Here is a 23,378-nt window from a genome sequence, read left to right as displayed (position 1 = left end):
AATCCTTTTATGCTTTGGTCGCTTTGGTTTTCAGACCGCCAAGGTCCAGATCGGTGAAACGCCCGCCCTCGGCGGCGAGCTTTTTGAGCGTTTCGGCAGGGGCAAAAGCGGGGTCTTCGGCGCCGAGCTTTTCCATCCGCGCCAGAACCGCTTTGGCCCCGACCATATCGCCATAGAACATCGGCCCGCCCTTTTCTTGCGGCCAGCCGTAGCCGTTGATCCAGACCACATCGATATCGGAGGGGCGCTGTGCCTTGTTCTCTTCGAGAATTTTCACCGCCTCGTTGATCATCGGGAAAATGCAGGTCTCGATGATCTCGTCCTGGCTCATGGTCGAGGCCTCGGCGCCGGTGATCTCGCGCACGATTTTCGCGGTCACATCGGAGGGCGTCGGCCTGCGGCTCTCGTCATAATCGTAATAGCCCGCTTTGGTTTTCTGCCCGCGACGGTCCAGCTCGCACAGCGCATCGCGGATCGGGTTTTGGGTTTTCGCGCCCTTGGACCATCCGATATCCAGACCGGCCAGATCGGACATCTGGTATGGCCCCATGCGAAAGCCGAAGGCATTGATCGCCGCATCCACATCCCAAGGCATCACGCCTTTGTAGAGCAGTTTATTGGCCTGCGCCTGACGGGCAAACAGGATGCGGTTGCCCACAAATCCGGGGCAAACGCCGACCAGCGTGGCGATCTTGTTGATCTTTTGCGCCAGATCCATCGAGGTCGCCACAACATCGTCCGCCGTATGATCGGCGCGGACAATTTCCAACAATTTCATGACGTTGGCAGGCGAAAAGAAATGCAATCCGATCACGTCTTGCGGGCGCGAGGTGGCAGCGGCGATCTCGTCGATATCGAGCGCCGAGGTATTGGTCGCCAAAATCGCGCCCTGTTTGACCACGCGGTCGAGATTGCCGAAAATCTCTTTCTTGATGTCCATGTTTTCAAACACGGCCTCGATGACCAAATCGCAATCGGCCAGATCGTCAAAATTCAGCGTGCCGGTCAAACGGCCCATCCGCGCTTCGACTTCCTCTTGCGGGAAACGTCCCTTGTCGGCGCTGCGCTGGTAGTTGCCGCGCACGACGCCAAGCCCGCGATCTAGTGCCTCTTGCTTGGTTTCGACCATCACCACCGGATAGCCCGCCGTGGCAAAATTCATCGCGATGCCGCCGCCCATAGTGCCCGCGCCGATGATCCCGACCTTGGCAATCGGGCGCAGCGTGGTGCCAGGAGCAAGGCCGGGAACCTCCCATGCCAATTTGCCGGAGGTGGCCAGATAGGTTGCGACATCTTGCTGCGAATTGCTCATGATCATTGGTCCTTCATTGGGCGTGGCCTTGCGGTCGGGCCCTGCCTAGGGGCAAGGCGCAGGTGGCAAAGCCTTGGATCTGCGTCAAAAAAATACGCGCAGGCCCCATGCGGGCTGCGCGGTGAATAGGGGGAGTTGTGAGGCGGCGCGCGCCGCGGATCGGGCGGCGCGGCGGCAATATAACTTGCGCCGCGCGCATGGTCGCGGGTCCGGTCGCGGTGTCGGCGCCGCAGGGCGCGCCACACAAGATGTTCCTCACTGGCCTCACGTGTCATCCGGCCTCCCCACCGGCAGTCAAAAGCGCGCCCGATCTGGCGACCGGCCGCTCCCTGACACTTGTCAGAGATAGGTAGAACCCTTCGCCATATGAGGTCAAGGGTGATCGCGCGCCGCCCGTTTCGGACCCTGCGTCAAATTGGCGAATTATCACGCTGCCGCAGGGGATTATGCGCATTTTGCTGTGCCCGCGATATTTGCCGCTGCGCGGATATGACGCTCTAGGCGCCGCGCGCGGGGTCGCCGATCAATTCGCGGATCATCGCCGCTGCGCCCGCCGCGACGGTGCGCACGACGGTTTCCTCTGGCACGCCTTTGATCAACCAATCGCGCATCGGCCCGAAGGCGGCGAGGAAGATCAACACATTGGCCAGAATATCCATTTCGGCATCATCCACCTCGCGCCCCGAACGTTTGCGCAATTGCTCGGCAAGGTCTTGGATCAAGGCCATATCGCGCGCCCGCATGGCCTTGCGGTCTTCGTCGAGCAGATGCGGCACCGAGCGGTAGACGAGCAGCGTGCCCTTGCGCTTGATGCGCCATGTCTGGCGGAAATACTGCGCGCAAACCTCTTCGAGCGACAGGCTCTCATCGGCCAGAAGCCGCGGCAGGGGCTGCACGTCCTGACCGAACCAAAGCTGGTTCAACAGACGGCGCAGGATGTCGTTTTTATTGGCGATATAGTCATAGATGCTCGCTTGATTGACGCCGGAGCGGGCGCAAATATCGCGGATGGTGGTCGAGGCAAAACCCTTTTCCAAGAAGAGTTCGAGCGCCGCATCGCAAATCTGTTCGCGCCGCGCGGTGACAAGATCGGCGTTTTGCACGCTCGATATCTCGGCCTCTTGCAAATAGACCTTTTGCACCGCGTCCAGATGCTTGCTCCCCTCGCCTGATGACACCGCATTTCCTTTTCGCTTTGCGCTGCGGGCGGGCCGCGACCGGCGCCGCCGCCCCGCATGCCACCTGCTGCCCCCAAATGCGGGAGCGCCTGTTCGTCGTGGCGCTCACGCTAACCGCCCCGCCGCCGCGCGACAAGCTTTGTTGCGCCTGCCGCGCACCGATCGGGCGCGGGCGCGCGATCAAAAAGACGCCCCGTCACGGCCCGCCGCGCCTCTTGACCGGTCAGGGCGTGCGCCATAACCTGACAAGCGTCAGTGCAGCCGCGCGCCGCAAAACCATATGCGCGCAGGTGCCATCAGGAGGAGGCCTCACAGAGCCATCACAGCGCAGCACAGTAAAGTGCGTTACGGTGCAGCGCGTGACTTGCGTTCGAAACACGGCGCGACAAAAACCCGCCCTCCACGCGCGGATTGGCGCCGCCGCTCCCTCTCACATGATTTACCACCCTAGAAATAAAGGAAACCGCATGCCGGATGCGCTGAAAAAAGACCTCCAAGACGGGCTATTGATCCTCACGCTCAACCGCCCCGAGGCGCGCAATGCGCTCAATCTGGAGCTGACCGAAGCCCTGCGCGATGCGGGGCATGAGGCGATGTATGATCCGGCGGTGCGGGCGGTGATGCTGATCGGCTCGGGCGGGCATTTTTGCGTCGGCGGCGATGTAAAGGCGATGAACGAGGGCAAGGGCCGCGATGCGCCTTATGGGCTGCGCCGTCACGGGCTGCGCGACCGGATGGATATCTCGCGCGCCCTGCACGAGATGCCCAAACCCACCATCGCCGTGGTCGAAGGCTCTTGCGCGGGGGCGGGATTGTCGATGGCCATGGCTTGCGATTTTCGCATCTGCGCCGAGGACAGCAAAATCACCACCGCCTTTGCCAAGGTCGGCCTGTCGGGCGATTACGGCGGCACCTATTTCATGACCCATATCCTTGGCGCGGCCAAAGCGCGCGAGCTTTACCTGACCTCGCAACTGCTCAGCGGGAGCGAAGCCGCCGCGATGGGTCTGTTCTCGCGCGCCCTGCCTGCGGGGGATGTGGCTTCGGCGGGGCTCGAGATGGCGCGCGCATTGGCGGCGGGGCCGACGGGGGCCCTTGGCCGCATCAAGCGCAATATCGCCTTGGCCGAACAGGGCGGCACATTGGGCGAGTGCATGGATATGGAGGCCACGCATTTTTGGGAATGCACCGAAACCGCCGATCACAAAGAGGCCGCGGCCGCCTTTGTCGGCAAACGCAAACCGGTGTTTACGGGGCGCTAGGCGCGCAGAACGGTCCAAAGAGGCATGGCCCAAACAGACATGCCCCAAACAGGTATCGCCCACAGGAGAGCATAGCCATGAAATTCACCAAACTGTGCGAGGGATTGGAATTTCCCGAGGGCCCGATTGCCATGGCCGACGGGTCGGTGATTTTGGTCGAGATCAAGCGCCAGACCCTGACGCGGGTCTGGCCGGACGGGCGCAAGGAGGTGATCGCCGAGTTGCCCGGCGGGCCGAACGGCGCGGCGATCGGCCCCGATGGCGCGGTCTATGTGTGCAACAACGGCGGGTTCAATTGGTATGAGCACGACGGGCTGGACCTGCCCCATGGCGCGCCCGAAGGCTACACCGGCGGCTCGATCCAGAGGGTCGATCTGGACACGGGCGCGGTGACGACGCTTTATTCCGAGTGCGACGGCGCGCCGCTGCGCGGGCCTAATGATTTGGTGTTTGATGCGGCGGGCGGGTTTTATTTTACCGATCTGGGCAAATCGACCCGCACCCATATGGACCACGGCGCATTCTATTACGCCCAGCCCGACGGCAGCCATATCCATCGCGTTTACGGCCCGATGATCACCACCAATGGCATCGGCCTCGGGCCGCAAGACAAATCGGTCTATGTCGCCGAAACCCGCACGGGGCGGGTTTGGGGCTTTGACATCACCGCGCCAGGACAGATCGAAAAGCCCAAAGGATTGGTGCCGGGGCGTTTGCTCACCACCCTGCCCGATTATCAACTGCTCGACAGTCTTGCCATGCAAGCGGACGGGCGGGTCTGCGTCGCCACATTGATCAGCGGCGGCATCACCATTGTCGGCGAGGATCATTCGACCGAGTTCATCAAAGTGCCGGATGACCCCTATGTCACCAATATCTGTTTTGGCGGGGCGGATATGCGCGATGCGTGGATCACCGCCTCGGGCACCGGCACGCTTTATCATTGCCGCTGGCCTCATGCGGGGCTCAAACTGCATTTCAACGGCTGACGCGAGGGGGCGGATATGCGCGAGCGGAAAATCACACTGACAGCGGGCGAATTTCACCTGCGCGAATGGGGCGAGAGCGGTGCGCCCAAGCTGTTGATGCTGCACGGGTTTCCCGAATATTCCGGCGCATGGAGCGAGGTGGCCGAGCGTTTGGCCGATCGCTATCATTGCATTGCGCCGGACCAGCGCGGCTATGGCCAAAGCCCCGCGCCCGCCGATCCGCAGGCCTATAAGGCGGCGCATCTGGTGGGGGATCTGGCCGAATTGATCGCGGCGCTTGGCGGCGGGCCGATCATCGTGGTCGGCCATGATTGGGGCGCGGCGGCGGCCTATGCTTTGGCGATCTCCAATCCGCAACTGGTCGAAAAACTGATCATCCTCAACGGCGTGCATCCGGCGCCGTTTCAAAAGGCGATTGCGGCGGGCGGGGCGCAATGCGCCGCCTCGCAATATATCAACTACCTGCGCCGCCCCGATGCCGAGGCGCGGCTCTCGAAGGATGATTTCAAAGGGCTGGCGGGGCTGTTTGCCGAACATATGGATATGTCGTGGATGACGCCCGAGCGCGCCGCGCTATACCGGCGCGAATGGGCGCGCGAGGGTCGCTTGACGGGGATGCTGAACTGGTATCGCGCCTCGAAAATCCATGTGGGACCGGTGGGCGAGGTTTGGGCCGATCTGCCCGATATGCCGCCCGACCGTTTGCGCGTGCGCATGGCGCATTTGCTCATCTGGGGCGCGGGGGATACGGCGCTCTTGCCCGAGGCGACCGAGGGTCTGGAGGCCTATTGCGATGATCTGACCCGCGTCGAGATCGCGGGGGCGGATCATTGGATCGCCCATCAAAAGCCCGATGAAGTGGCGGGCGCCATCCGCGACTGGTTGGCCTGAGCGCGCAGGGAGCAAATAGATATGACGAGACGGTATATTGACCTTTCGGTGCCTTTGGAGACGGGCATCGCCTCGGACCCGCCGCAGATGTTGCCCAAGATCGACTATGTCGATCACGCGGCGAGCGTTGATCTGATCTGCGCCTATTTTCCGGGGCTGACGGGGGATGATTTACCCGGCGGCGAAGGATGGGCGGTCGAGAAGCTGGAACTGTCGAGCCATAACGGCACCCATGTGGATGCGCCCTATCACTACCATTCGACGATGGATGGCGGGCAGCGCGCGATCACCATCGACGAGGTGCCTTTGGAGTGGTGTTTCGGGCGCGGCGTGCGGCTTGATTTTCGCGCCCTGCCCGACGGGCATGTGGTGAGCGCCGCGGAGATCGAGGCGGAATTGGCGCGGATCGGGCATCAACTCGCGCCGCTTGATATCGTCGTGGTCAATACGGCGGCGGGCGGGCATTACGGGCGCGAGGATTACCTGCTCAAAGGCTGCGGCATGGGGCGCGAGGCGACCAATTACCTCACCGCGCGCGGTGTGCGCATGGTGGGCACCGATGCGTGGAGTTGGGACGCGCCCTTTGCCTATACCGCCCAGACCTATGCGCGCGAGAGAGATGCCAGCATCATATGGGAAGGCCACCGCGCGGGGATGGAGCGCGGCTATTGCCAGATCGAGAAAATGGCCAATCTGGACCTGCTGCCAAGCAGCGGCTTTATGGTGTCGGCCTTTCCGTTCAAGATCAAAGGCGGCTCGGCGGGGTTCACGCGGGCGGTGGCGATATTGGAGGAGTAAGGCGCCTCGGGCGCGTCCCCGCCCGCGGGATCGCAGGTTGAAACATGCGCCTCCGGCGGGGATATTTGTCGAACCTGCAAAGCGGCGAACATGCAAACGCCCCGCGCGGCATGGACCGTGCGGGGCGCGTTTTTTATGCGGGCGCAATCAGACCAGTGACGGCAGATAGAGCACGATTTGCGGGAAGGCGATCAGCAGGCCGATGGTAGCGGCATCGGCGAAGAAGAAGGGCATCACGCCGCGGAACACGTCTTGGACCGTGAGATCGTCGCGCACGCCCGCCACCACAAAGCAATTGAGCCCGATGGGCGGCGTGATCAAACAGAACTCGGCCATTTTGACCACCAAGATGCCGAACCAGATGGCGCACATCGGGCCGGACATGCCAAAGGCGCTGTCGGCGGCAGAGACCATTTCGCCGCCGTTGAGCGCCATGACCGCTGGATAGACCACCGGAAGCGTCAAGAGCAACATGCCGATGGCATCCATGAACATGCCCAGCACCGCATAGGCCAGCAGGATGAAGATCAGCGTCAGCATCGGCGATTGTTCTAGCCCCGAAATCCAGTCGGCGAAAGCCGAGGGCAATTCGGCAAAGCCCAAGAAGCGCACATAGATCAGCACGCCCCAGATGATTGTGAAGATCATCGCCGAGAGTTTTGCGGTCTCAAGCAGCGCGTCTTTGAGCTGGCTCCAGCGCATGCCTTGGAACACCGCCATAAGGAAGACCACAAAGGCGCCAAGCGCTCCGCCTTCGGTGGGCGTGCCCCAAGGATCGCCGCCGAAGGGGTTGTAGATAAAGAAGATGATGATGCCGACCACGAAGAAAATCGGGAAGGCCGGCGGCAGGGAGGCGAATTTCTCGCGCCATGTGTAGCCGGTGATTTTCGGGCCGTAAGAGGGCCAGATCATCGCCATGCCGACGATCAAGCTTACATAGACGATGGCCGAAAAGGCACCGGGGATGAAGCCTGCGAGCAGCAGTTTTCCAACGTCTTGCTCGACGATGATCGCATAGATCACGAGGATCGCCGAGGGCGGGATCAAGGAGGCCAACGTGCCTGCGGCGGCGACGACCCCTGCGGCAAAGCGTTTGTTATACCCCATCGCCTGCATTTCGGGGATGGCGATACGGGCAAAGACCGCCGAGGTGGCGACCGATGCGCCCGAAACCGCCGAGAAGCCCGCCGTGGCGAAAACCGTGGCGACCGCCATGCCGCCCGGCAGCCAGCCGGCCCAGCGTTTGGCCGCCTCGAACAGCGCTTTGGTCAGCCCCGCATAATAGGCCAGATAGCCGATCAAGATGAAGGTCGGGATCAAGGAGAGCGCTTGCGATGAGACTTTGGCATGGGGCACCTGCCCCGCCGTTTTCACCGAAATGGTGAGCGCTTTCATGAACTTATCGGGGTTGTATCCGAATTTGGCCCAAAAAATCCAGGTCAGGCCGATAAAGCCTGCCAAGGCGGCGGCAAAGGCCACGCGCATGCCGAGGATGACAAAGAGCAGCAAGCCGCCCGAGACGATAATGCCGATATCGATGGGTTCCATTTAGGCGGTCCCTCCGTTGTCGAGGGCGCTGACGTGGCTGGCTTCTTCCGCGGCCTGTTCGGCGGCGGTGAGCGGCAAGGGCACGGCAATCGGGTTTTGCGCGCCGCTCACAAAGGCGCGCCCGTAGGCCCAGATTTGCAAGGCAAGGCGCAGGGCCAGAATGGAGAAGGCAAAGGGCACCAAGAGCTTGGCGGGCCAGACCGGCAGGCGGATATCGATGGTGCTGTCACGGCTCCACAGGGGGGCGGCGAAATCGAAGCTGCGATCAAAATGCGCCCATGAGCCCCAGATCAGGAACAGAACGAGGATCAACATGATCAGGACCGAAAACAATTCGACCGCCCACATGGCGCGGCCTTTGAGTTTGCCGATCAGGATGTCCATGCGGATATGGCCGCCGTTGCGCTGGGTATAGCTGATGCCCATGAAGGCGATGAGCGGCATGGTGATCTCGATCCAGTCCACATAACCGGGCACCGGAAAGTTCAACAGGTTGCGCCCCGTGACGGAGACCACCGCCAAAAGCATCAAGCCAAAGACCGCGAGGCCGCTGACCAGAGCCAGCCTGATTTCTATGGCCTCAAGGGCCTGATCTATCCGGCTGAGCCGTGATCCGTCCCTGAGCACCGATGCGTTGCCTGCCATTTGGCCTGTCCCCCTGTGGATGTCATTGGCTGTTTTGGATGCTGCGCAACATCCGTGCCCCCGATGTCTTTGCACGGGTTTGGCGCGGCGGCGGGCAAAACCGCCCGCCCCTTGGCACATGCAAAGGGCGGGCGGCAAAGGTCTTAAGCGGCTTAGCGCGTGCCGGCCAGCGTGGTGTCGACCAGATCAACCAATTCTTGCGCCGGAATGCCCTGCGCTGTCATTTTCTCGATCCAAGCTGCGCGCGCGGGGCCTGCGGCGGCCTCACGGAATTTGCCAAGCTCTTCGTCCGACAGCATGACTTTAGTCACGTTCTTTTCAGCCAGAACGCCGTCCCATTTCTTCAAGATCTCGCCATATTGCGCCAGATAGGTGGTCAAGGCTTCCTCGACCGAGCTGTCCAATGCGGCGCGCTCGTCGTCCGACAGGGCATCATAGGCGTCGGTGTTGACCACAACGGGGCAATTCACCGTGCCGGGGTTGAGGTTGGCGGTCCACCAATCGGCCTGATCAATGGTGCGATAGGCGAAATGCGCGTGCTGGGCAAAGGCAACCGTGTCGACCACGCCGCTTTCCATTGCATTATAGGCCTCGGTCGCGGTCACCGATGTCGGCACGGCGCCGACGGTTTTGAACGCCTCGCCCAAACCGCCCGTCGCGCGCACGCGCAGACCGTTCATTTTCGCAACCGTATCGCGCGGCTCGCCGGTGCCGACGAGGTTATACTGCGGCATCGGCGAAGGCATCAACAGACGCGCATTCCAACGGCCAAGGTCCTTGGCCACGGCGGGGTGCGCATAGACCGCCATCGACACGGCGACCTCTTCGGCCAATGTGTTCACGCCGATGAAGGGCAATTCGAGAACCGTCAGCGTCGGGTTCTTGTCCTCGTGGTAACCGGCACAGAATTGCGCCATCTCGAAGGCACCGATGGAAATGCCATCAAGGTTTTCCTTGTTCGAGGACAGACCGCCATAGCTGATGTTGAGTTTGAACTCGCCATTGGTTTTCGCTTGGATCAGCTCGTTGAGCTTTTCGATATGCGAGGTAAAGACCCGCGGCTTGCCCCAGACCGAGACATTCCATTCGGTCGCCATTGCGCCCGATGCCATAGCGGTAACCAGAGCCGCCACAGCGGCTGTATTTGCGAATTTTTTCATGTGTATCTCCCTATTGGCCACCCTCTCCCAAAGGCGGCATGCGGGGGAAGGCTACTCTGCGAGGCGGCGGCTTGCCAAGGACCAAACCGCGCCGGAATGCGTTTTTGCACTGCAGAAATAGCGCTATCAGCGCCAGATATACCCAGTCCTACGGAGCCGCTTCGCCGCAAATCTCGACATGGGTGCCCCATTCGGCGCAGCGCTGCGCCAGATCGCCGGGCAGAGGGCGGTCGGTGAAGAAACTGTCGATTTCCGACAGCGACGCGATTCGCGCCGGTGCGCTGCGTTGGAACTTTGACGCGTCGGACACCAGACAGGTTTTGCGCGCTTGGCGGATGATCGTCTGGCTCACCCCGACCTCTTGGATATCGAAATCGAGCAGGTCGCCCTCGCCGTCCAAAGCCGAACAGCCGATCACCGCGAAATCAAATTTGAACTGTTCGATGGCGCGGGTGGTCAAGGCCCCCACAAGCCCCCCGTCCGAGCGGCGAAGCGCGCCCCCCGCGACGATGATCTCGCAATCACGATTGGCGACCAAGATATTGGCGACATTCATATTATTGGTGATCACCAACAGGTTGCGGTGGTGCAAAAGCGCGCGGGCGACGGCCTCGGTCGAGGTGCCGATATTGAGGAAGACCGAGGCGCTTTCGGGGATGTGGCGCGCGCAGGCCCGCGCCATCGCCGCCTTGGCCGCCTCATTGAGGCCGCGCCGGTCCTCATAGCCGATGTTGGAGACGCCCGAGGGCAAGACCGCCCCGCCGTGCACCCGTTCCAACCGGCCCGCATCGGCCAGTTCGGCCAGATCGCGGCGGATGGTTTGCACCGTGACGCCAAAGCGTTCGGCCAAGCCGTCCACGGTGACCTTGCCCTCGCTGCGCGCGATCTCAAGGATATCCGGCAAGCGGAAATTCTGCGACATGCCCTCTCCTCACGGCCCGTTTTCGAATTTGTTCGCGTGACAGTGCTGCGCTTTCGCTTTTAATTCAAGTCTGCGCTGCGGCTCTGCGTCAAAACAGCCGTTTTGGGGGCGAATCCCCCGCGCATGGGGCCTTGCGAGCGGGTATCGATTCGACCAAACCGTGAAAAAACGAAAATGATTCGCCGCCGATTCGCCAAAACCGCGCCGATACCGTGCGTGACGCAAGGTCCAATTGCCTGTTTTTCAACGGTATTCCGCATAAGCGAACAGAAACGAAAATATCCGCGTTGACGGACCGCCGCAAATCGTGTGTGTTTGCGCAATCATCAACGCTTTGGGAGGGGCGCGTGGACCAATCCGCATCACAGCCACAGACCTATGATCTGCTCGTCATCGGCGGCGGGATCAACGGCTGCGGCATCGCGCGCGATGCGGCGGGGCGCGGGCTTTCGGTCGCCTTGGCGGAAATGAACGATCTGGCCTCGGCCACCTCCTCGGCTTCGACAAAACTCTTCCACGGCGGGCTGCGCTATCTGGAGTATTTCGAGGTGCGGCTGGTGCGCGAGGCGCTGATCGAGCGCGAAATCCTGCTCTCGGCGATGCCGCATATCTCTTGGCCGATGCGCTTTGTACTGCCCTATCACCGCGACATGCGCTTTGAAGGCGGCACGCCGACCTCGACGCTTTTGTCGGCGGTGATGCCATGGATGAAGGGGCGGCGTCCGGCATGGTTGATCCGGCTTGGGCTGTTTCTTTACGACCATCTGGGCGGGCGCAAGATCCTGCCCGCGACGGCGACGCTGGACTTGAAGAACGCCCCCGAAGGCGCGCCGCTCAAAGAGAAATTCGTCAAAGCCTATGAATATTCCGACTGCTGGATCGAAGATTCGCGGCTGGTGGTTCTCAATGCCCGCGACGCCGAAGCGCGCGGTGCGCAAATCTGGACCAATCACAAGGTCACCTCCGCCGCGCGGGTCGGCGATATCTGGGAGGTGCAGATCGAGGACCGCGCCAATGGCACCGAGCGCAGCGTCAAGGCGCGGATGTTGATCAATGCGGCGGGGCCATGGGTCGGCGATGTGATCCAAAGCAAGGTGCGGATCAATTCGACCGAAGGCGTGCGATTGGTGCGCGGCAGCCATATCGTCACCAAAAAGCTTTATGATCACGACAAATGCTATTTCTTCCAAGGCACCGACGGGCGGATCATTTTCGCCATTCCCTATGAGAATGATTTCACCTTGATCGGCACCACGGACGCCGAACACGACAAGCCCGACCAACGCCCGATCTGCACCGACGCCGAGCGCGATTACCTGTGCGCCTTTGCCTCGGAGTATTTCAAAACGCCGGTGACCCAAGAGGATATCGTTTGGACCTATTCCGGCGTGCGTCCGCTTTACGATGACAGGGCAAGCTCGGCCACCGCCGCCACGCGCGACTATACGCTCAAGGTCGATGATACGGGCGGCGCTCCGGTGCTCAATGTCTTTGGCGGCAAGATCACCACCTACCGCCGCCTTGCAGAAAGCGCGATGGAGATGATCGCGCCTTATTTTCAATCGGTTGGCGGCAAATGGACGGCTGGCGTGCCCCTGCCTGGCGGGGATTTTGCGGTGCGCGATTTCGACCGGATTTGCACCGATCTGGCGCGTGACTACGGGTTTTTGCCCCCTGCCCTCGCGCGCCGTTTGTGCCGCGCTTACGGGCTTGAGGCGCGCGAGATTCTAGGCACGGCGACGCGGATCGAGGATTTGGGCCACAGCTTTGGCGCGGGGCTTTACAGCGCCGAGGTGCGCTGGCTGATGGAACACGAATATGCGCGCACCGCCGAGGATGTGATCTGGCGCCGCTCCAAGCTTGGCCTGCGCCTGAGCGCCGCGGAAATCGCCGGATTGGACGTCTGGATGGAAGCGCGGCGCGCCGAAATGCCTCAGGCCGCAGAATGACACAAGGATCACCCCACCGCATGAAGACAGGAACCGCGCAATGACGTTGAAACTCGAAGGCGTCTCAAAGACCGTTCAAGGGCAGATGCATATCCAGCCCACGGATTTGACGCTCGAAAATGGCACGATGAATGTGCTGCTGGGGCCGACCTCGGCGGGCAAGACCTCCTTGATGCGTTTGATGGCGGGATTGGACGCGCCGAGCAGCGGGCGCATCTATTGGAACGGCGCCGATGTGACCGGAATGCGCGTGCAGGACCGCAAGGTGGCGATGGTCTATCAACAATTCATAAATTACCCCTCCATGTCGGTTTATGACAATATTGCCTCGCCGATGCGGCTTTTGGGGAAATCCAAGGTTGAGATAGATCAATCGGTGCAAAAGGCCGCCGCGCTGATGAAGCTCGATGGAATGCTCGATCGCAAGCCTTTGGAACTGTCGGGCGGGCAACAACAGCGCTGCGCGCTGGCGCGGGCGTTGGTCAAGGATGCGGGGCTGGTGTTGCTCGACGAGCCGCTGGCCAATCTGGACTATAAGCTGCGCGAGGAATTGCGCATCGAGATCCCGAAAATCTTTGAAGAGGCGGGCAGCATTTTCGTCTATGCCACCACCGAGCCGGAGGAGGCGCTTTTGCTGGGCGGCAATACGGCGACGCTATGGGAAGGGCGCGTGACGCAATTCGGCCCCACGCCCGAGGTCTACCGTCGCCCGATTGATGCGACCACGGCGCGGGTGTTTTCCGACCCGCCGATGAACTTCTTGGAGATATCCAAAACCGGCAAAAAGCTGATGTTCGGCGAGGGGCAAACCGCCCCTGCGCGCGGCACATTGGCCGATTTGCCCGACGGGCGATATACCGCAGGGTTTCGCCCTAACCATCTGGAAATAAATGAACATGTCAGCAATGCCATGCGTTTCGAGGCGCGGCTTCGGGTGACCGAACTGACCGGATCGGAGACCTTTGTGCATCTCGATCACGCGGGCGCGCGCTGGGTCGGGTTGATCCACGGGGTGCACCGTTTGGCGATTGGCGAGACGCTCTCGGTCTATCTTGACCCTGCGCATGTTTACATCTTTGGCCCCGATGGCGCGATGGTCGCGCCTGCGGGCTATGCGGCGGCGGCTTGAGGGAGGCGGATCATGGCGAAAATTACTCTGGATAATCTGGCGCATAGCTATCTTGCCAACCCGCAAAGCGAGGCGGATTTCGCGCTCAAGGAACTCAACCACGATTGGGTGGATGGCGAGGCCTATGCCCTTTTGGGCGCCTCGGGCTGCGGGAAATCCACGCTTCTCAACATCATTTCCGGCCTGCTCCAGCCCAGCCAGGGGCGGATTTTGTTCAACGATGTGGATGTCACCCACGCCCCCACCGCCGAGCGCAACATCGCACAGGTGTTCCAGTTTCCAGTCGTTTACGACACGATGACGGTGCGCGACAACCTTGCCTTTCCGCTGAAAAACCGTGGCGCGGACGCCTCTTACGTGGCCAGCCGCGTGCAGCAGATCGCGCAGATGATCGGCATGGAGGACGTGTTGAACCGCAAGGCGCGCGGGCTGACGGCGGATGCAAAGCAGAAAATCTCGCTCGGGCGCGGCATGGTGCGCGAGGACGTCAATGCCTTGCTCTTTGACGAGCCTTTGACGGTGATCGACCCGCATATGAAATGGGAATTGCGCACGCAGCTCAAGAGCCTGCACCACGAGTTCGGCCATACGATGATCTATGTCACCCATGACCAGACCGAGGCGCTGACCTTCGCCGATAAGGTGGTGGTGATGTATGACGGGCGGGTGGTGCAGATCGGCACGCCCGAAGAGCTTTTCGCACGGCCCGAGCATACATTTGTGGGCTATTTCATCGGCTCGCCGGGGATGAACCTGTTGCCCGCGCAGGTCAGCGGCACAGTGGCCAATGTCGGCGGCGCCGAGGTGGCTTTGGGCGGGTCCTACGGGGCGGCGGATGGCAAGATCGAAATCGGCGTGCGCCCCGAATTTGTCCGCCTGTCAGCCGATGAGGGCCTGCCCGTCAACATCCGCCGCGTCGAGGATGTGGGCCGCCACAAGATCGTGCGCGCCGATCTTTTTGGAAATGAAATCAATATTATCGCGGGCGAAGGTGATGCGATTGGCGCGGATATGACCCGCGTCACATTCGACCCCGCCGCGATCAATGTCTACCGCAACGATTGGCGCGTCGCGCCGCAAGGAGAGGCCGCCTGATGGAAAAGACAGTCAATCAAAAGGCGTGGTTTCTGGTTCTGCCGGTCCTGATCCTTGTGGCGTTTTCGGCGGTCATCCCGCTGATGACCGTGGTCAATTACGCCTTTCAGGACACTTTCGGGAACAATCAGTTCTTCTGGGCCGGTCTGGAATGGTTCGACGAATTGCTCCACAGCGAACGCATGTGGGGCGCTTTGGGGCGGCAGTTGACCTTCTCGGCGATCATTCTGGCCATCGAGGTGCCGCTTGGCATTTTCGTCGCGCTCCACATGCCGAAAAAGGGATTTTGGGCCAGCTTTTGCCTCGTGCTGATGTCTTTGCCGCTGCTGATCCCGTGGAATGTGGTCGGCACGATTTGGCAGATTTTCGGCCGTGTCGATATTGGTCTTTTGGGATATGTGCTTGATAAAATTGGCATATCCTACAATTACACCCAAGATTTCTATGCCGCTTGGGCGACGGTGATCGTGATGGATGTGTGGCATTGGACCTCGCTTGTGGCGCTTTTGGCCTATGCCGGTTTGCAATCCATTCCCGACGCTTATTACCAAGCCGCCAAGATCGACCAAGCCAGCCGCTGGAAGGTGTTTCGCTACATCGAGTTGCCCAAGATGCAGGGCGTTTTGATGATCGCGATTTTGCTGCGGTTCATGGACAGCTTCATGATCTACACCGAGCCGTTTGTGGTCACTGGCGGCGGCCCCGGCAATTCGACGACCTTCCTGTCGATCGACCTTGTGAAAATGGCGCTGGGGCAGTTTGACCTTGGTCCTGCGGCGGCCTTCTCGCTGATGTATTTTCTGGTGATCTTGTTGATTTCATGGGTGTTTTACACCGTGATGACGAACCTCGACAAAAGGGATGGTGTCTGATGGCTGATCTGGCTGCAAACCCGCCAAAGACCCGCAAGGCCGCGCGGCTGCGGGTCAATTCCTCGGCTGTTGTGATGGGGCTGTATTTGCTCTTTTTGCTCTTGCCGATCTATTGGCTGCTCAACATGAGCCTGAAGACCAATTCGGAGATTCTGGGCGCCTTCTCGCTATGGCCGCGTGATCTGACCTTTCGCAATTATGCGGTGATCCTCACCGATGCGAGCTGGTATATGGGCTACGTCAACTCCTTGATCTATGTGGTTATAAATACGGTGATTTCCATCGCCGTGGCCCTGCCCGCCGCCTATGCGTTCTCGCGCTATAGCTTCATGGGCGACAAGCATCTGTTCTTTTGGCTGCTGACCAACCGCATGGCCCCGCCCGCGGTCTTTGCCCTGCCGTTTTTCCAGCTCTATTCCTCGGTCGGATTGTTCGACACGCATATCGCCGTGGCCCTCGCGCATTGCCTCTTTAACGTGCCGCTTGCCGTTTGGATTTTGGAAGGCTTCATGCGCGGCGTGCCCAAGGAGATCGACGAGACCGCCTATATCGACGGCTACGGGTTCGGGCGGTTTTTCACGCGGATTTTCATGCCCCTGATCGCCAGCGGCATCGGCGTTGCAGCCTTCTTTTGCTTTATGTTCTCGTGGGTTGAACTGCTGCTCTCGCGCACCCTGACCTCGGTCGAGGCCAAACCGATTGCCGCCACCATGACCCGCACGGTCAGCGCCTCGGGCATGGATTGGGGCGTCTTGGCGGCGGCGGGGATCCTGACCATCGTTCCGGGCGCTTTGGTGATCTATTTCGTGCGCAATTATATCGCGAAGGGCTTTGCCCTCGGGCGGGTGTGATGACCATGGCCCGCGCAACATATCCCCAAGACAAAGGAGCCGCATGATGGCTTGGATGGCATGGACATGGCCGACGGCGGCGTTTTTCGCGGTGATTGCCACGCTGTTGATCACCTTTACGGTGCTGGCGATCCGCTTTCCCGAAACCCCGCGCAAGGGGATTTTGCAAATCGAAACCACCCGCGGCGACCGGCTGTTTATCACGCTGCTCGGCTCGGCTTTTCTCAATCTCGCATGGCTTGGCCTCGGTTTCGGACCGCAGCCCTATGCGTTGATTGTCTGCTTTATCTACGCTTTGGCGGTGTTTCGCTGGGTGTAGATGAGACCACCGCAGTGAGCGAGGCGGGAGACCTCGCGCTGCACGACGTTAACGGTTCTAAAGGGAGGAAAACCAATGAACCTTAATTACAAGTCCACAACAGCGCTCGGCATGGCGCTGGCCCTCATGGCCAGCCCCGCTTTTGCCGACATGGAGGCCGCAAAAGGCTTCCTCGACAACGAGATCGGCGGGCTGTCGGTTCTGAGCCGCGCCGATCAGGAAGCCGAGATGCAATGGTTCGTTGATGCCGCCAAACCCTTGGCCGGTATGGAAATCAAAGTCGTCTCCGAAACCATTACCACCCATGAGTATGAGGCCAAGGTTCTGGCCCCCGCTTTCACCGCCATCACCGGCATCAAGGTCTCCCATGACCTGATCGGCGAGGGTGATGTGGTCGAGAAACTGCAAACGCAAATGCAGTCGGGCGAGAACATCTATGACGGCTACATCAACGACAGCGATCTGATCGGCACGCACTGGCGCTACCAACAGGTGCGCAACCTGACCGACTGGATGGCGGGCGAAGGCAAGGATGTGACCAACCCCGGTCTTGATCTGGCGGATTTCATCGGCACGCAGTTCACCACCGCGCCTGATGGCAAGCTCTACCAATTGCCCGACCAGCAGTTCGCGAACCTCTACTGGTTCCGCTATGATTGGTTCAACGACGAACAGAACAAAGCCGACTTCAAAGCCAAATACGGCTATGATCTGGGCGTGCCTGTGAACTGGTCCGCCTATGAGGACATCGCCGAATTCTTCACCGGCCGCGATTTGTCGCGTTTGGGCGTCGAGGGCGAAGTCTTTGGCAACATGGACTACGGCAAGAAAGACCCCTCCTTGGGTTGGCGCTACACCGATGCGTGGCTGTCGATGGCAGGCGTGGGATCGAAGGGCGAGCCGAACGGCCTGCCGGTCGATGAATGGGGCATTCGTGTGAACGAAAACTCCCAACCCGTCGGCTCTTGCGTGTCCCGCGGCGGCGCGACCAATGGCCCCGCAGCAGTTTACGCTGTGACCAAGGCGATTGACTGGCTGCAAAAATACTCGCCGCCCGCAGCGGCAGGGATGACCTTCGGCGAAGCCGGACCGATCCCCGCCCAAGGCAATGTCGCCCAGCAGATGTTCTGGTATACCGCCTTCACCGCCGATACGGTCAAACCCGACCTGCCGGTGATGAACGAGGACGGCACGCCGAAATGGCGCATGGCCCCCTCGCCGCACGGCGTTTACTGGGAAGAAGGCACGAAGATCGGTTATCAGGATGTGGGGTCGTGGACCTTGATGAAATCCACACCTGTGGACCGTGCAAAGGCCGCGTGGCTCTATGCGCAATTCGTCACCTCCAAGACTGTCGATCTGAAGAAAGCCGATGTCGGCCTGACCTTCATTCGCCAATCGACCATCAACTCGCAGCACTTCACCGACCGCGCCAATAAACTTGGCGGTCTGGTGGAATTCTACCGCTCGCCTGCCCGTGTGGCTTGGTCGCCCACCGGCACCAATGTTCCGGATTATCCGAAGCTGGCGCAATTGTGGTGGCAGAACATCGGTGATGCGATGTCGGGTGCGAAAACCCCGCAAGAGGCTTTGGATAGCCTTTGCGCCGACCAAGAAAAGGTCATGGCCCGTCTGGAGCGCGCTGGCGTTCAAGGCGAGATCGGTCCCAAGCTGAACGAGGAGAAAGACGCCGACTACTGGCTCTCCCAGCCTGGATCGCCCAAAGCCAAATTGGCCAATGAGGATGAAGAGCCCAAGACCGTCGCTTATGACGAGCTGATCAAGTCCTGGCAGTAACCTCCCTGTGGTCGGGGCCGCGTGGAGCAATCTGCGCGGCCCCGATCCGTTTTTTCCGCTGATCCGGCCGCTTGTGCCGCCGCATCTTGCGCCCGCGCCTGCGGCCCGCCACACTCTGACCGCCACACTCCCGAAAATCACGACCGGAGCGCCCTTCCCATGAGCCATATCCTCGCCATCGACCAAGGCACCACATCGAGCCGCGCCATCTTGTTTGACGCCCAGATGCAGCATGTCGCCACGGCGCAAGAGGAATTCGCCCAGCATTACCCCGCCTCGGGCTGGGTCGAACATGACCCGTCGGACCTGTGGTCCACCACGGCGGGCACCTGCCGCGCGGTGATCGAGCGTGCGGGGCTGAGCGCCGCCGATATCACCGCCATCGGCATCACCAACCAACGCGAAACCACCATCGTGTGGGACAAGGCGACCGGAAAACCCGTCCATAACGCCATCGTCTGGCAGGACCGGCGCACGGCGGACACCTGCGCCGCGCTGCGCGAGGCGGGGCATGAGGCGATGGTCACCGACCGCACGGGGCTTTTGCTCGATCCGTATTTTTCAGGCACCAAGCTGAAATGGATTTTGGACCATAATGAGGGCGCGCGGGCGCGCGCCGAGGCGGGCGAATTGCTGTTCGGGACGGTCGATTGCTTCTTGATCTGGAAGCTGACGGGCGGCGCGGTCCATGCGACCGATGCGACCAATGCGGCGCGCACGCTGCTCTATGACATCCGCAAGGGCCGCTGGAGCCGGACGATCTGTGATCTGTTGGGCATCCCGATGCAGATGCTGCCGCAGGTGCGCGATTGCGCCGCCGATTATGGCACCACCCGCGCCGATCTGTTCGGCCGCGAGATCCCGATTTGCGGCGTTGCGGGCGACCAACAGGCCGCCACCGTCGGGCAGGCCTGTTTCAAACCGGGGATGATGAAATCCACCTATGGCACGGGGTGTTTTGCGCTGCTCAATACCGGCGATGCGCCGGTGGTCTCGCATAACCGCCTGCTGACCACGATTGCCTATCAACTCGGAGGCAAGCCGACCTATGCGCTTGAAGGCTCGATCTTTATCGCGGGCGCGGTGGTGCAATGGCTGCGCGACGGGCTCAAAATCATCCGCGAGGCCAAGGAAACCCAACCTCTGGCCGAGGCCTCCGATGCGGGGCAGGATTTGATCCTCGTGCCCGCCTTTACCGGCCTTGGCGCGCCCTATTGGAACGCCGATTGCCGCGGCGCGATTTACGGGCTGTCGCGCAACTCCGGCCCTGCCGAATTTGCCCGCGCCGCTTTGGAAAGCGTGGGGTTTCAAACGCTTGACCTCTTGGATGCGATGCATGCCGATTGGGCCGCCAGCGCCCAAGGCCGCACCGAGGCAGGGGTTTTGCGCGTTGACGGCGGGATGAGCGCCTCCGATTGGGCGATGCAGTTCCTGAGCGACATCATCGGCGCGCCGGTGGACCGGCCCGAGGTTTTGGAAACCACCGCTTTGGGGGCGGCATGGCTGGCCGGAATGCATGCGGGGCTTTACCCCGATATGGAGGGATTTGCCGCGCAATGGGCGCTCGAGCGCCGCTTTACCCCCGCGATGGAGGACGGCGCGCGCCGCGCCAAGGTGAAACGCTGGAAATCGGCCGTGCAGGCGACGATGTCGGTATGAGCGCGGCTTTCGGTTTTGTCGCCCCGCCGATCCGTTTCGGGCGCGGCGCCGCGCAAGAGGCCGTGCCCGCAGCCTTGGCCTATGGCGGGCCGGTGCTAGTGGTGCATGGCGCGCGCGCCGAGCGGGCCGCGTGGCTCATAGATGCGCTGCGCGCGGCGGGGGCGTCAGTGCTGTGCGCGCCCTGCCCGCGCGAGCCGGACCTGCAGATGCTGGAGGCCGCGCTGGCGGCGCATCGCGGCGCGGCGCCGGCCGTGGTGGCGGCGCTTGGCGGCGGGGCGGTGATCGATTTTGGCAAGGCTCTGGCGGCGCTTTTGCCCGCGCCGCGCCCGCCGATGGACCATCTCGAAGTCGTCGGCAAGGGCCTGCCGCTCGAGGCCGCGCCGCTGCCCTTTATCGCCATTCCCACCACCGCAGGCACCGGCGCGGAGGCGACGAAAAACGCCGTGATCGGCGTGCCCGAACACGGGCGCAAAGTCTCGTTGCGCGACGGGCGGATGCTGGCCGATCTGGCCCTGATCGATCCGGCGCTGACCGACGGATGCCCCAAGGCGGTGACGCTGGCCTCGGGGCTTGATGCGGTTACCCAAGTGATCGAGCCGTATTTATCGAGCCGCGCCAATGGGATAACCGATGCGCTATGCCTTGAGGCCTTGCCGCGCGGGCTCGCCGCTCTGGCGCGGCTGATGCGCGATGAGGACGCAGGCGCGCGCGATGATCTGGCCTTTTGCGCGCTTGCGGGCGGGATGGCCTTGGCCAATGCGGGGCTGGGCGCGGTGCATGGATTGGCCGGTCCCATCGGCGGCGTGGCGCCCGATGCGCCCCATGGCGCGGTGTGCGGCGCGCTTTTGCCCCATGTGATGCGCGCCAATCGCTCCGCCATGGCGGGCCGTGATCTGGCGCGGTTTGATCGGGTCGAGGCGATGGTTTGCAGCGCGCTGGATTTGCCCGATATCGCCGCACTGGCGCGGTGGAGCGCCGCGCATGGATTGCCAAGCCTGACGCAGATGGGCCTTGCGGCCTCGGATCATGGCGCGGTGGCCGAGGCGGCGCTGGCCTCCTCGTCGATGAAGGCCAACCCAGCGCCGCTGGACGCCGCCGCCCTCATGGCGATCTTGCGCGCGGCCAGCGCCTAGGCGGGTCGCCCTTCGCGGGCGGCGCGTCGCAAACCGCCCTCGCAATCGCGGCGCGGGGCGTTAGGCTGATGGCAGATCACACCGCGAGGCGCCCCATGTTCTTGAGCCTGTTTGATATCTTCAAGGTCGGCATCGGCCCCTCCTCGTCGCATACGATGGGCCCGATGAGCGCGGCGGCGCGGTTTTTGGAGGCGCTGCGCGGCGGGGCCGAACGCATCCCCGGTGCGGGCGATCTGGCCTCGCTGCGCGCCTCGCTGCACGGCTCGCTGGCCTTCACCGGCAAGGGCCATGCCAGCGACCGCGCGGTGATTTTGGGCCTGTGCGGATTTGATCCGGCCAGCTTGGACCCCGATGCCGCCGAGGCCGCATTGGCGCAGGTCCGTGCATCAAAAACCGTCACGCCCCAAGGCTTGCCGCCCATGGGTTTCGATCCTGAAAATGATCTGGTGTTCGACTATGGCCCGCCCCTAGGCGGCCATGCCAACGGATTGATTTTGCGCGCTTTTGACAGCCGCGGCGCGCCCTATCTGACGCAGACCTATTACTCCATCGGCGGCGGTTTCGTGGTGACCGAGGCCGAGCTTGCCCGCAGCGCGCAGGGCGAGGAGGCGCTGCATGCGCAAAAGGCGGCGCTTGGCTATCCTTTCCCCTTTGGCTCGGCGCAAGAGATGCTGCGCATGGGCCGCGACAGCGGGCTCAGCATTGCCGATATGAAGCGGCGCAACGAGGCCGCACAGATGCGCCACAACGGCGAAGATCCCGCCGATCTTGACGCGCGGCTCGACCGGCTATTGGAGACGATGGATGCGGTGGTCACCCGCGGTCTGGCGCAAGAGGGCATTTTGCCAGGCGGTTTGAACGTGCGCCGCCGCGCCCGCGCGATCCACGCGCAATTGCTGGCCGAGGCGGGGCAAAACCGCAGCCAGCCCCATGCGGTCAACGACTATCTGTCGGTCTATGCGATGGCGGTGAACGAGGAAAACGCCGCCGGTGCGCGGGTGGTGACGGCGCCGACCAATGGCGCGGCGGGGGTGATCCCCTCGGTGCTGCGCTATTACCGCACGCAATGTATCGGCGCGAGCGCGGCGGGAGCGCGCGACTTCGTGCTCGCGGCGGCGGCGGTGGGCGGGTTGATCAAACATAACGCCTCGATTTCGGGGGCCGAAGTGGGATGTCAGGGCGAGGTCGGATCGGCGGCGGCCATGGCGGCGGCGGGCCTGTGCGCCGCGCTTGGCGGCAGCAATGAACAGGTTGAAAACGCAGCCGAAATCGCGCTGGAACATCATCTTGGCATGACCTGCGATCCGGCGGGCGGATTGGTGCAGGTGCCCTGTATCGAGCGCAACGGATTGGGCGCGATCAAGGCGGTTTCGGCGGCCTCTCTGGCGCTGCGCGGGGATGGGGTGCATTTCATGCCGCTGGACAATTGCATCGAGGCGATGCGCCAGACGGGGCGCGACATGAGCGCGAAATATAAAGAGACCTCGCAGGGCGGTTTGGCGGTGAATCTGCCTGAATGCTGAGCAAATGGGCGAAAACCTGCCGTTTCGCGGCGGCAGGAGTCGCAATTGACCTAAAGTCAGCGTAGAGTGGTCCTTGGATGCCCAGCGGCCGATTTGGCTATGCTGCGCGGCGCGGAGCGGCGAATTTTACGCCGCCCCATAGCGCCGCTGGCAAAGACGGCGCATCCGTTTCAAACGCCCTTTCTTGCGGTCTGCTTCGCGGCGGGGGTCTGTGTCTGATGTCTATGTAATGGTGCTGCTATGACTATGTTTTCTATGAAAATTATCGCAAGCGCGAGTTCGATCGCGCTGCTCTCGCTTTTGGTCGGCACATTCAGCTGACCGGTTTGACAATGTTTTGAAGATC

The 23,378-nt window shown here is 61.9% G+C and carries 20 protein-coding genes; 14 read left to right on the top strand and 6 right to left on the bottom strand.

Features of this window, described 5'->3' with window-relative positions; translation table 11 throughout:
* Window positions 1-7 precede the first annotated feature (7 nt).
* Window positions 8-1,312, bottom strand: coding sequence for a 3-hydroxyacyl-CoA dehydrogenase (locus ABWV64_RS12100; RefSeq protein WP_353345540.1), 1,305 nt, complete (start codon window positions 1,310-1,312; stop codon window positions 8-10).
* A gap of 497 nt (window positions 1,313-1,809) precedes the next feature.
* The gene (locus ABWV64_RS12095) at window positions 1,810-2,490 is read right to left on the bottom strand and encodes a TetR/AcrR family transcriptional regulator (RefSeq protein WP_353345538.1); all 681 of its coding nucleotides are present in this window, start codon (window positions 2,488-2,490) and stop codon (window positions 1,810-1,812) included.
* 467 nt (window positions 2,491-2,957) lie between these two features.
* Between ABWV64_RS12095 and ABWV64_RS12090 the strand changes: the two genes are divergently transcribed.
* The 4 genes from ABWV64_RS12090 (at window position 2,958) to ABWV64_RS12075 (ending at window position 6,430) form a co-directional block, all read left to right on the top strand.
* On the top strand, window positions 2,958-3,752 hold the full coding sequence (locus ABWV64_RS12090) for an enoyl-CoA hydratase (RefSeq protein WP_353345536.1): 795 nt from the start codon (window positions 2,958-2,960) through the stop codon (window positions 3,750-3,752).
* Window positions 3,753-3,829: 77 nt separating this feature from the next.
* On the top strand, window positions 3,830-4,741 hold the full coding sequence (locus ABWV64_RS12085; protein WP_353345534.1) for an SMP-30/gluconolactonase/LRE family protein: 912 nt from the start codon (window positions 3,830-3,832) through the stop codon (window positions 4,739-4,741).
* A gap of 15 nt (window positions 4,742-4,756) precedes the next feature.
* A complete protein-coding gene (locus ABWV64_RS12080; protein WP_353345532.1) occupies window positions 4,757-5,632 on the top strand; it encodes an alpha/beta fold hydrolase in 876 nt (291 codons plus the stop codon).
* Window positions 5,633-5,653: 21 nt separating this feature from the next.
* A complete protein-coding gene (locus tag ABWV64_RS12075) occupies window positions 5,654-6,430 on the top strand; it encodes a cyclase family protein (RefSeq protein WP_353345530.1) in 777 nt (258 codons plus the stop codon).
* 147 nt (window positions 6,431-6,577) lie between these two features.
* On the opposite strand, the gene ABWV64_RS12070 is transcribed toward ABWV64_RS12075, so the two are convergent.
* The 4 genes from ABWV64_RS12070 to ABWV64_RS12055 all read right to left on the bottom strand — a co-directional run bounded on the left by ABWV64_RS12070 (window position 6,578) and on the right by ABWV64_RS12055 (window position 10,705).
* Window positions 6,578-7,978, bottom strand: coding sequence for a TRAP transporter large permease (locus ABWV64_RS12070; protein WP_353345528.1), 1,401 nt, complete (start codon window positions 7,976-7,978; stop codon window positions 6,578-6,580).
* The gene (locus ABWV64_RS12065) at window positions 7,979-8,623 is read right to left on the bottom strand and encodes a TRAP transporter small permease subunit (RefSeq protein ID WP_353345526.1); all 645 of its coding nucleotides are present in this window, start codon (window positions 8,621-8,623) and stop codon (window positions 7,979-7,981) included. It lies immediately after the preceding gene.
* Between the two features lie 152 nt (window positions 8,624-8,775).
* On the bottom strand, window positions 8,776-9,783 hold the full coding sequence (dctP, locus tag ABWV64_RS12060; RefSeq protein WP_353345524.1) for a TRAP transporter substrate-binding protein DctP: 1,008 nt from the start codon (window positions 9,781-9,783) through the stop codon (window positions 8,776-8,778).
* A gap of 148 nt (window positions 9,784-9,931) precedes the next feature.
* Window positions 9,932-10,705 (bottom strand): DeoR/GlpR family DNA-binding transcription regulator, encoded by a 774-nt coding sequence (locus ABWV64_RS12055; protein ID WP_353345522.1) that lies wholly within the window; start codon window positions 10,703-10,705, stop codon window positions 9,932-9,934.
* A gap of 347 nt (window positions 10,706-11,052) precedes the next feature.
* Between ABWV64_RS12055 and glpD the strand changes: the two genes are divergently transcribed.
* From glpD to ABWV64_RS12005, 10 genes are all read left to right on the top strand, one after another.
* The gene (gene glpD / locus ABWV64_RS12050) at window positions 11,053-12,654 is read left to right on the top strand and encodes a glycerol-3-phosphate dehydrogenase (protein WP_353345520.1); all 1,602 of its coding nucleotides are present in this window, start codon (window positions 11,053-11,055) and stop codon (window positions 12,652-12,654) included.
* A 40-nt stretch (window positions 12,655-12,694) separates the two neighbouring features.
* On the top strand, window positions 12,695-13,783 hold the full coding sequence (locus tag ABWV64_RS12045; protein WP_353345518.1) for an ABC transporter ATP-binding protein: 1,089 nt from the start codon (window positions 12,695-12,697) through the stop codon (window positions 13,781-13,783).
* A 12-nt stretch (window positions 13,784-13,795) separates the two neighbouring features.
* Window positions 13,796-14,878, top strand: a complete 1,083-nt coding sequence (locus ABWV64_RS12040) for an ABC transporter ATP-binding protein (RefSeq protein ID WP_353345516.1) — start codon at window positions 13,796-13,798, stop codon at window positions 14,876-14,878.
* On the top strand, window positions 14,878-15,750 hold the full coding sequence (locus ABWV64_RS12035) for a carbohydrate ABC transporter permease (protein ID WP_353345514.1): 873 nt from the start codon (window positions 14,878-14,880) through the stop codon (window positions 15,748-15,750). Before ABWV64_RS12040 ends, ABWV64_RS12035 begins: the two co-directional genes overlap by 1 nt.
* On the top strand, window positions 15,750-16,601 hold the full coding sequence (locus tag ABWV64_RS12030) for a carbohydrate ABC transporter permease (RefSeq protein WP_353345512.1): 852 nt from the start codon (window positions 15,750-15,752) through the stop codon (window positions 16,599-16,601). The genes ABWV64_RS12035 and ABWV64_RS12030 overlap by 1 nt, the downstream gene beginning before the upstream one ends.
* A 46-nt stretch (window positions 16,602-16,647) precedes the next feature.
* Window positions 16,648-16,920 (top strand): DUF2160 domain-containing protein, encoded by a 273-nt coding sequence (locus ABWV64_RS12025; RefSeq protein ID WP_353345955.1) that lies wholly within the window; start codon window positions 16,648-16,650, stop codon window positions 16,918-16,920.
* Window positions 16,921-16,995: 75 nt separating this feature from the next.
* Window positions 16,996-18,717 carry an ABC transporter substrate-binding protein gene (locus tag ABWV64_RS12020; RefSeq protein WP_353345510.1) on the top strand — a complete coding sequence of 574 codons (1,722 nt, stop codon included), beginning with the start codon at window positions 16,996-16,998 and terminating at the stop codon, window positions 18,715-18,717.
* A 159-nt stretch (window positions 18,718-18,876) separates the two neighbouring features.
* Entirely contained in the window at window positions 18,877-20,376 is a 1,500-nt protein-coding gene (gene glpK, locus ABWV64_RS12015; protein ID WP_353345508.1) for a glycerol kinase GlpK, read from the top strand.
* The gene (locus ABWV64_RS12010; RefSeq protein WP_353345506.1) at window positions 20,373-21,509 is read left to right on the top strand and encodes an iron-containing alcohol dehydrogenase; all 1,137 of its coding nucleotides are present in this window, start codon (window positions 20,373-20,375) and stop codon (window positions 21,507-21,509) included. The genes glpK and ABWV64_RS12010 overlap by 4 nt, the downstream gene beginning before the upstream one ends.
* Before the next feature lie 95 nt (window positions 21,510-21,604).
* The gene (locus ABWV64_RS12005) at window positions 21,605-23,032 is read left to right on the top strand and encodes an L-serine ammonia-lyase (RefSeq protein WP_353345953.1); all 1,428 of its coding nucleotides are present in this window, start codon (window positions 21,605-21,607) and stop codon (window positions 23,030-23,032) included.
* Window positions 23,033-23,378: the final 346 nt, after the last annotated feature.

It is taken from the genome of Litorivita sp. NS0012-18 (genome assembly GCF_040371945.1).
Taxonomy (GTDB): Bacteria; Pseudomonadota; Alphaproteobacteria; order Rhodobacterales; family Rhodobacteraceae; genus Litorivita.
The sequence above is the reverse complement of the archived record's forward strand: the minus strand, read 5'-3'. Positions and strand labels throughout refer to the sequence as shown.

What these genes read in the sequence shown, in the direction of transcription:
- ABWV64_RS12020 (WP_353345510.1), top strand. Translation starts at nt 16,996, where the DNA reads ATGAACCTTAATTACAAGTCCACAACAGCGCTCGGCATGGCGCTGGCC.
- ABWV64_RS12010 (WP_353345506.1), top strand. Translation starts at nt 20,373, where the DNA reads ATGAGCGCGGCTTTCGGTTTTGTCGCCCCGCCGATCCGTTTCGGGCGC.
- ABWV64_RS12040 (WP_353345516.1), top strand. Translation starts at nt 13,796, where the DNA reads ATGGCGAAAATTACTCTGGATAATCTGGCGCATAGCTATCTTGCCAAC.
- ABWV64_RS12030 (WP_353345512.1), top strand. Translation starts at nt 15,750, where the DNA reads ATGGCTGATCTGGCTGCAAACCCGCCAAAGACCCGCAAGGCCGCGCGG.
- ABWV64_RS12025 (WP_353345955.1), top strand. Translation starts at nt 16,648, where the DNA reads ATGGCTTGGATGGCATGGACATGGCCGACGGCGGCGTTTTTCGCGGTG.
- ABWV64_RS12045 (WP_353345518.1), top strand. Translation starts at nt 12,695, where the DNA reads ATGACGTTGAAACTCGAAGGCGTCTCAAAGACCGTTCAAGGGCAGATG.
- ABWV64_RS12075 (WP_353345530.1), top strand. Translation starts at nt 5,654, where the DNA reads ATGACGAGACGGTATATTGACCTTTCGGTGCCTTTGGAGACGGGCATC.
- ABWV64_RS12065 (WP_353345526.1), bottom strand. Translation starts at nt 8,623, where the DNA reads ATGGCAGGCAACGCATCGGTGCTCAGGGACGGATCACGGCTCAGCCGG.
- ABWV64_RS12090 (WP_353345536.1), top strand. Translation starts at nt 2,958, where the DNA reads ATGCCGGATGCGCTGAAAAAAGACCTCCAAGACGGGCTATTGATCCTC.
- ABWV64_RS12055 (WP_353345522.1), bottom strand. Translation starts at nt 10,705, where the DNA reads ATGTCGCAGAATTTCCGCTTGCCGGATATCCTTGAGATCGCGCGCAGC.
- ABWV64_RS12100 (WP_353345540.1), bottom strand. Translation starts at nt 1,312, where the DNA reads ATGAGCAATTCGCAGCAAGATGTCGCAACCTATCTGGCCACCTCCGGC.
- ABWV64_RS12070 (WP_353345528.1), bottom strand. Translation starts at nt 7,978, where the DNA reads ATGGAACCCATCGATATCGGCATTATCGTCTCGGGCGGCTTGCTGCTC.
- glpK (WP_353345508.1), top strand. Translation starts at nt 18,877, where the DNA reads ATGAGCCATATCCTCGCCATCGACCAAGGCACCACATCGAGCCGCGCC.
- ABWV64_RS12035 (WP_353345514.1), top strand. Translation starts at nt 14,878, where the DNA reads ATGGAAAAGACAGTCAATCAAAAGGCGTGGTTTCTGGTTCTGCCGGTC.
- ABWV64_RS12085 (WP_353345534.1), top strand. Translation starts at nt 3,830, where the DNA reads ATGAAATTCACCAAACTGTGCGAGGGATTGGAATTTCCCGAGGGCCCG.
- ABWV64_RS12005 (WP_353345953.1), top strand. Translation starts at nt 21,605, where the DNA reads ATGTTCTTGAGCCTGTTTGATATCTTCAAGGTCGGCATCGGCCCCTCC.
- dctP (WP_353345524.1), bottom strand. Translation starts at nt 9,783, where the DNA reads ATGAAAAAATTCGCAAATACAGCCGCTGTGGCGGCTCTGGTTACCGCT.
- ABWV64_RS12080 (WP_353345532.1), top strand. Translation starts at nt 4,757, where the DNA reads ATGCGCGAGCGGAAAATCACACTGACAGCGGGCGAATTTCACCTGCGC.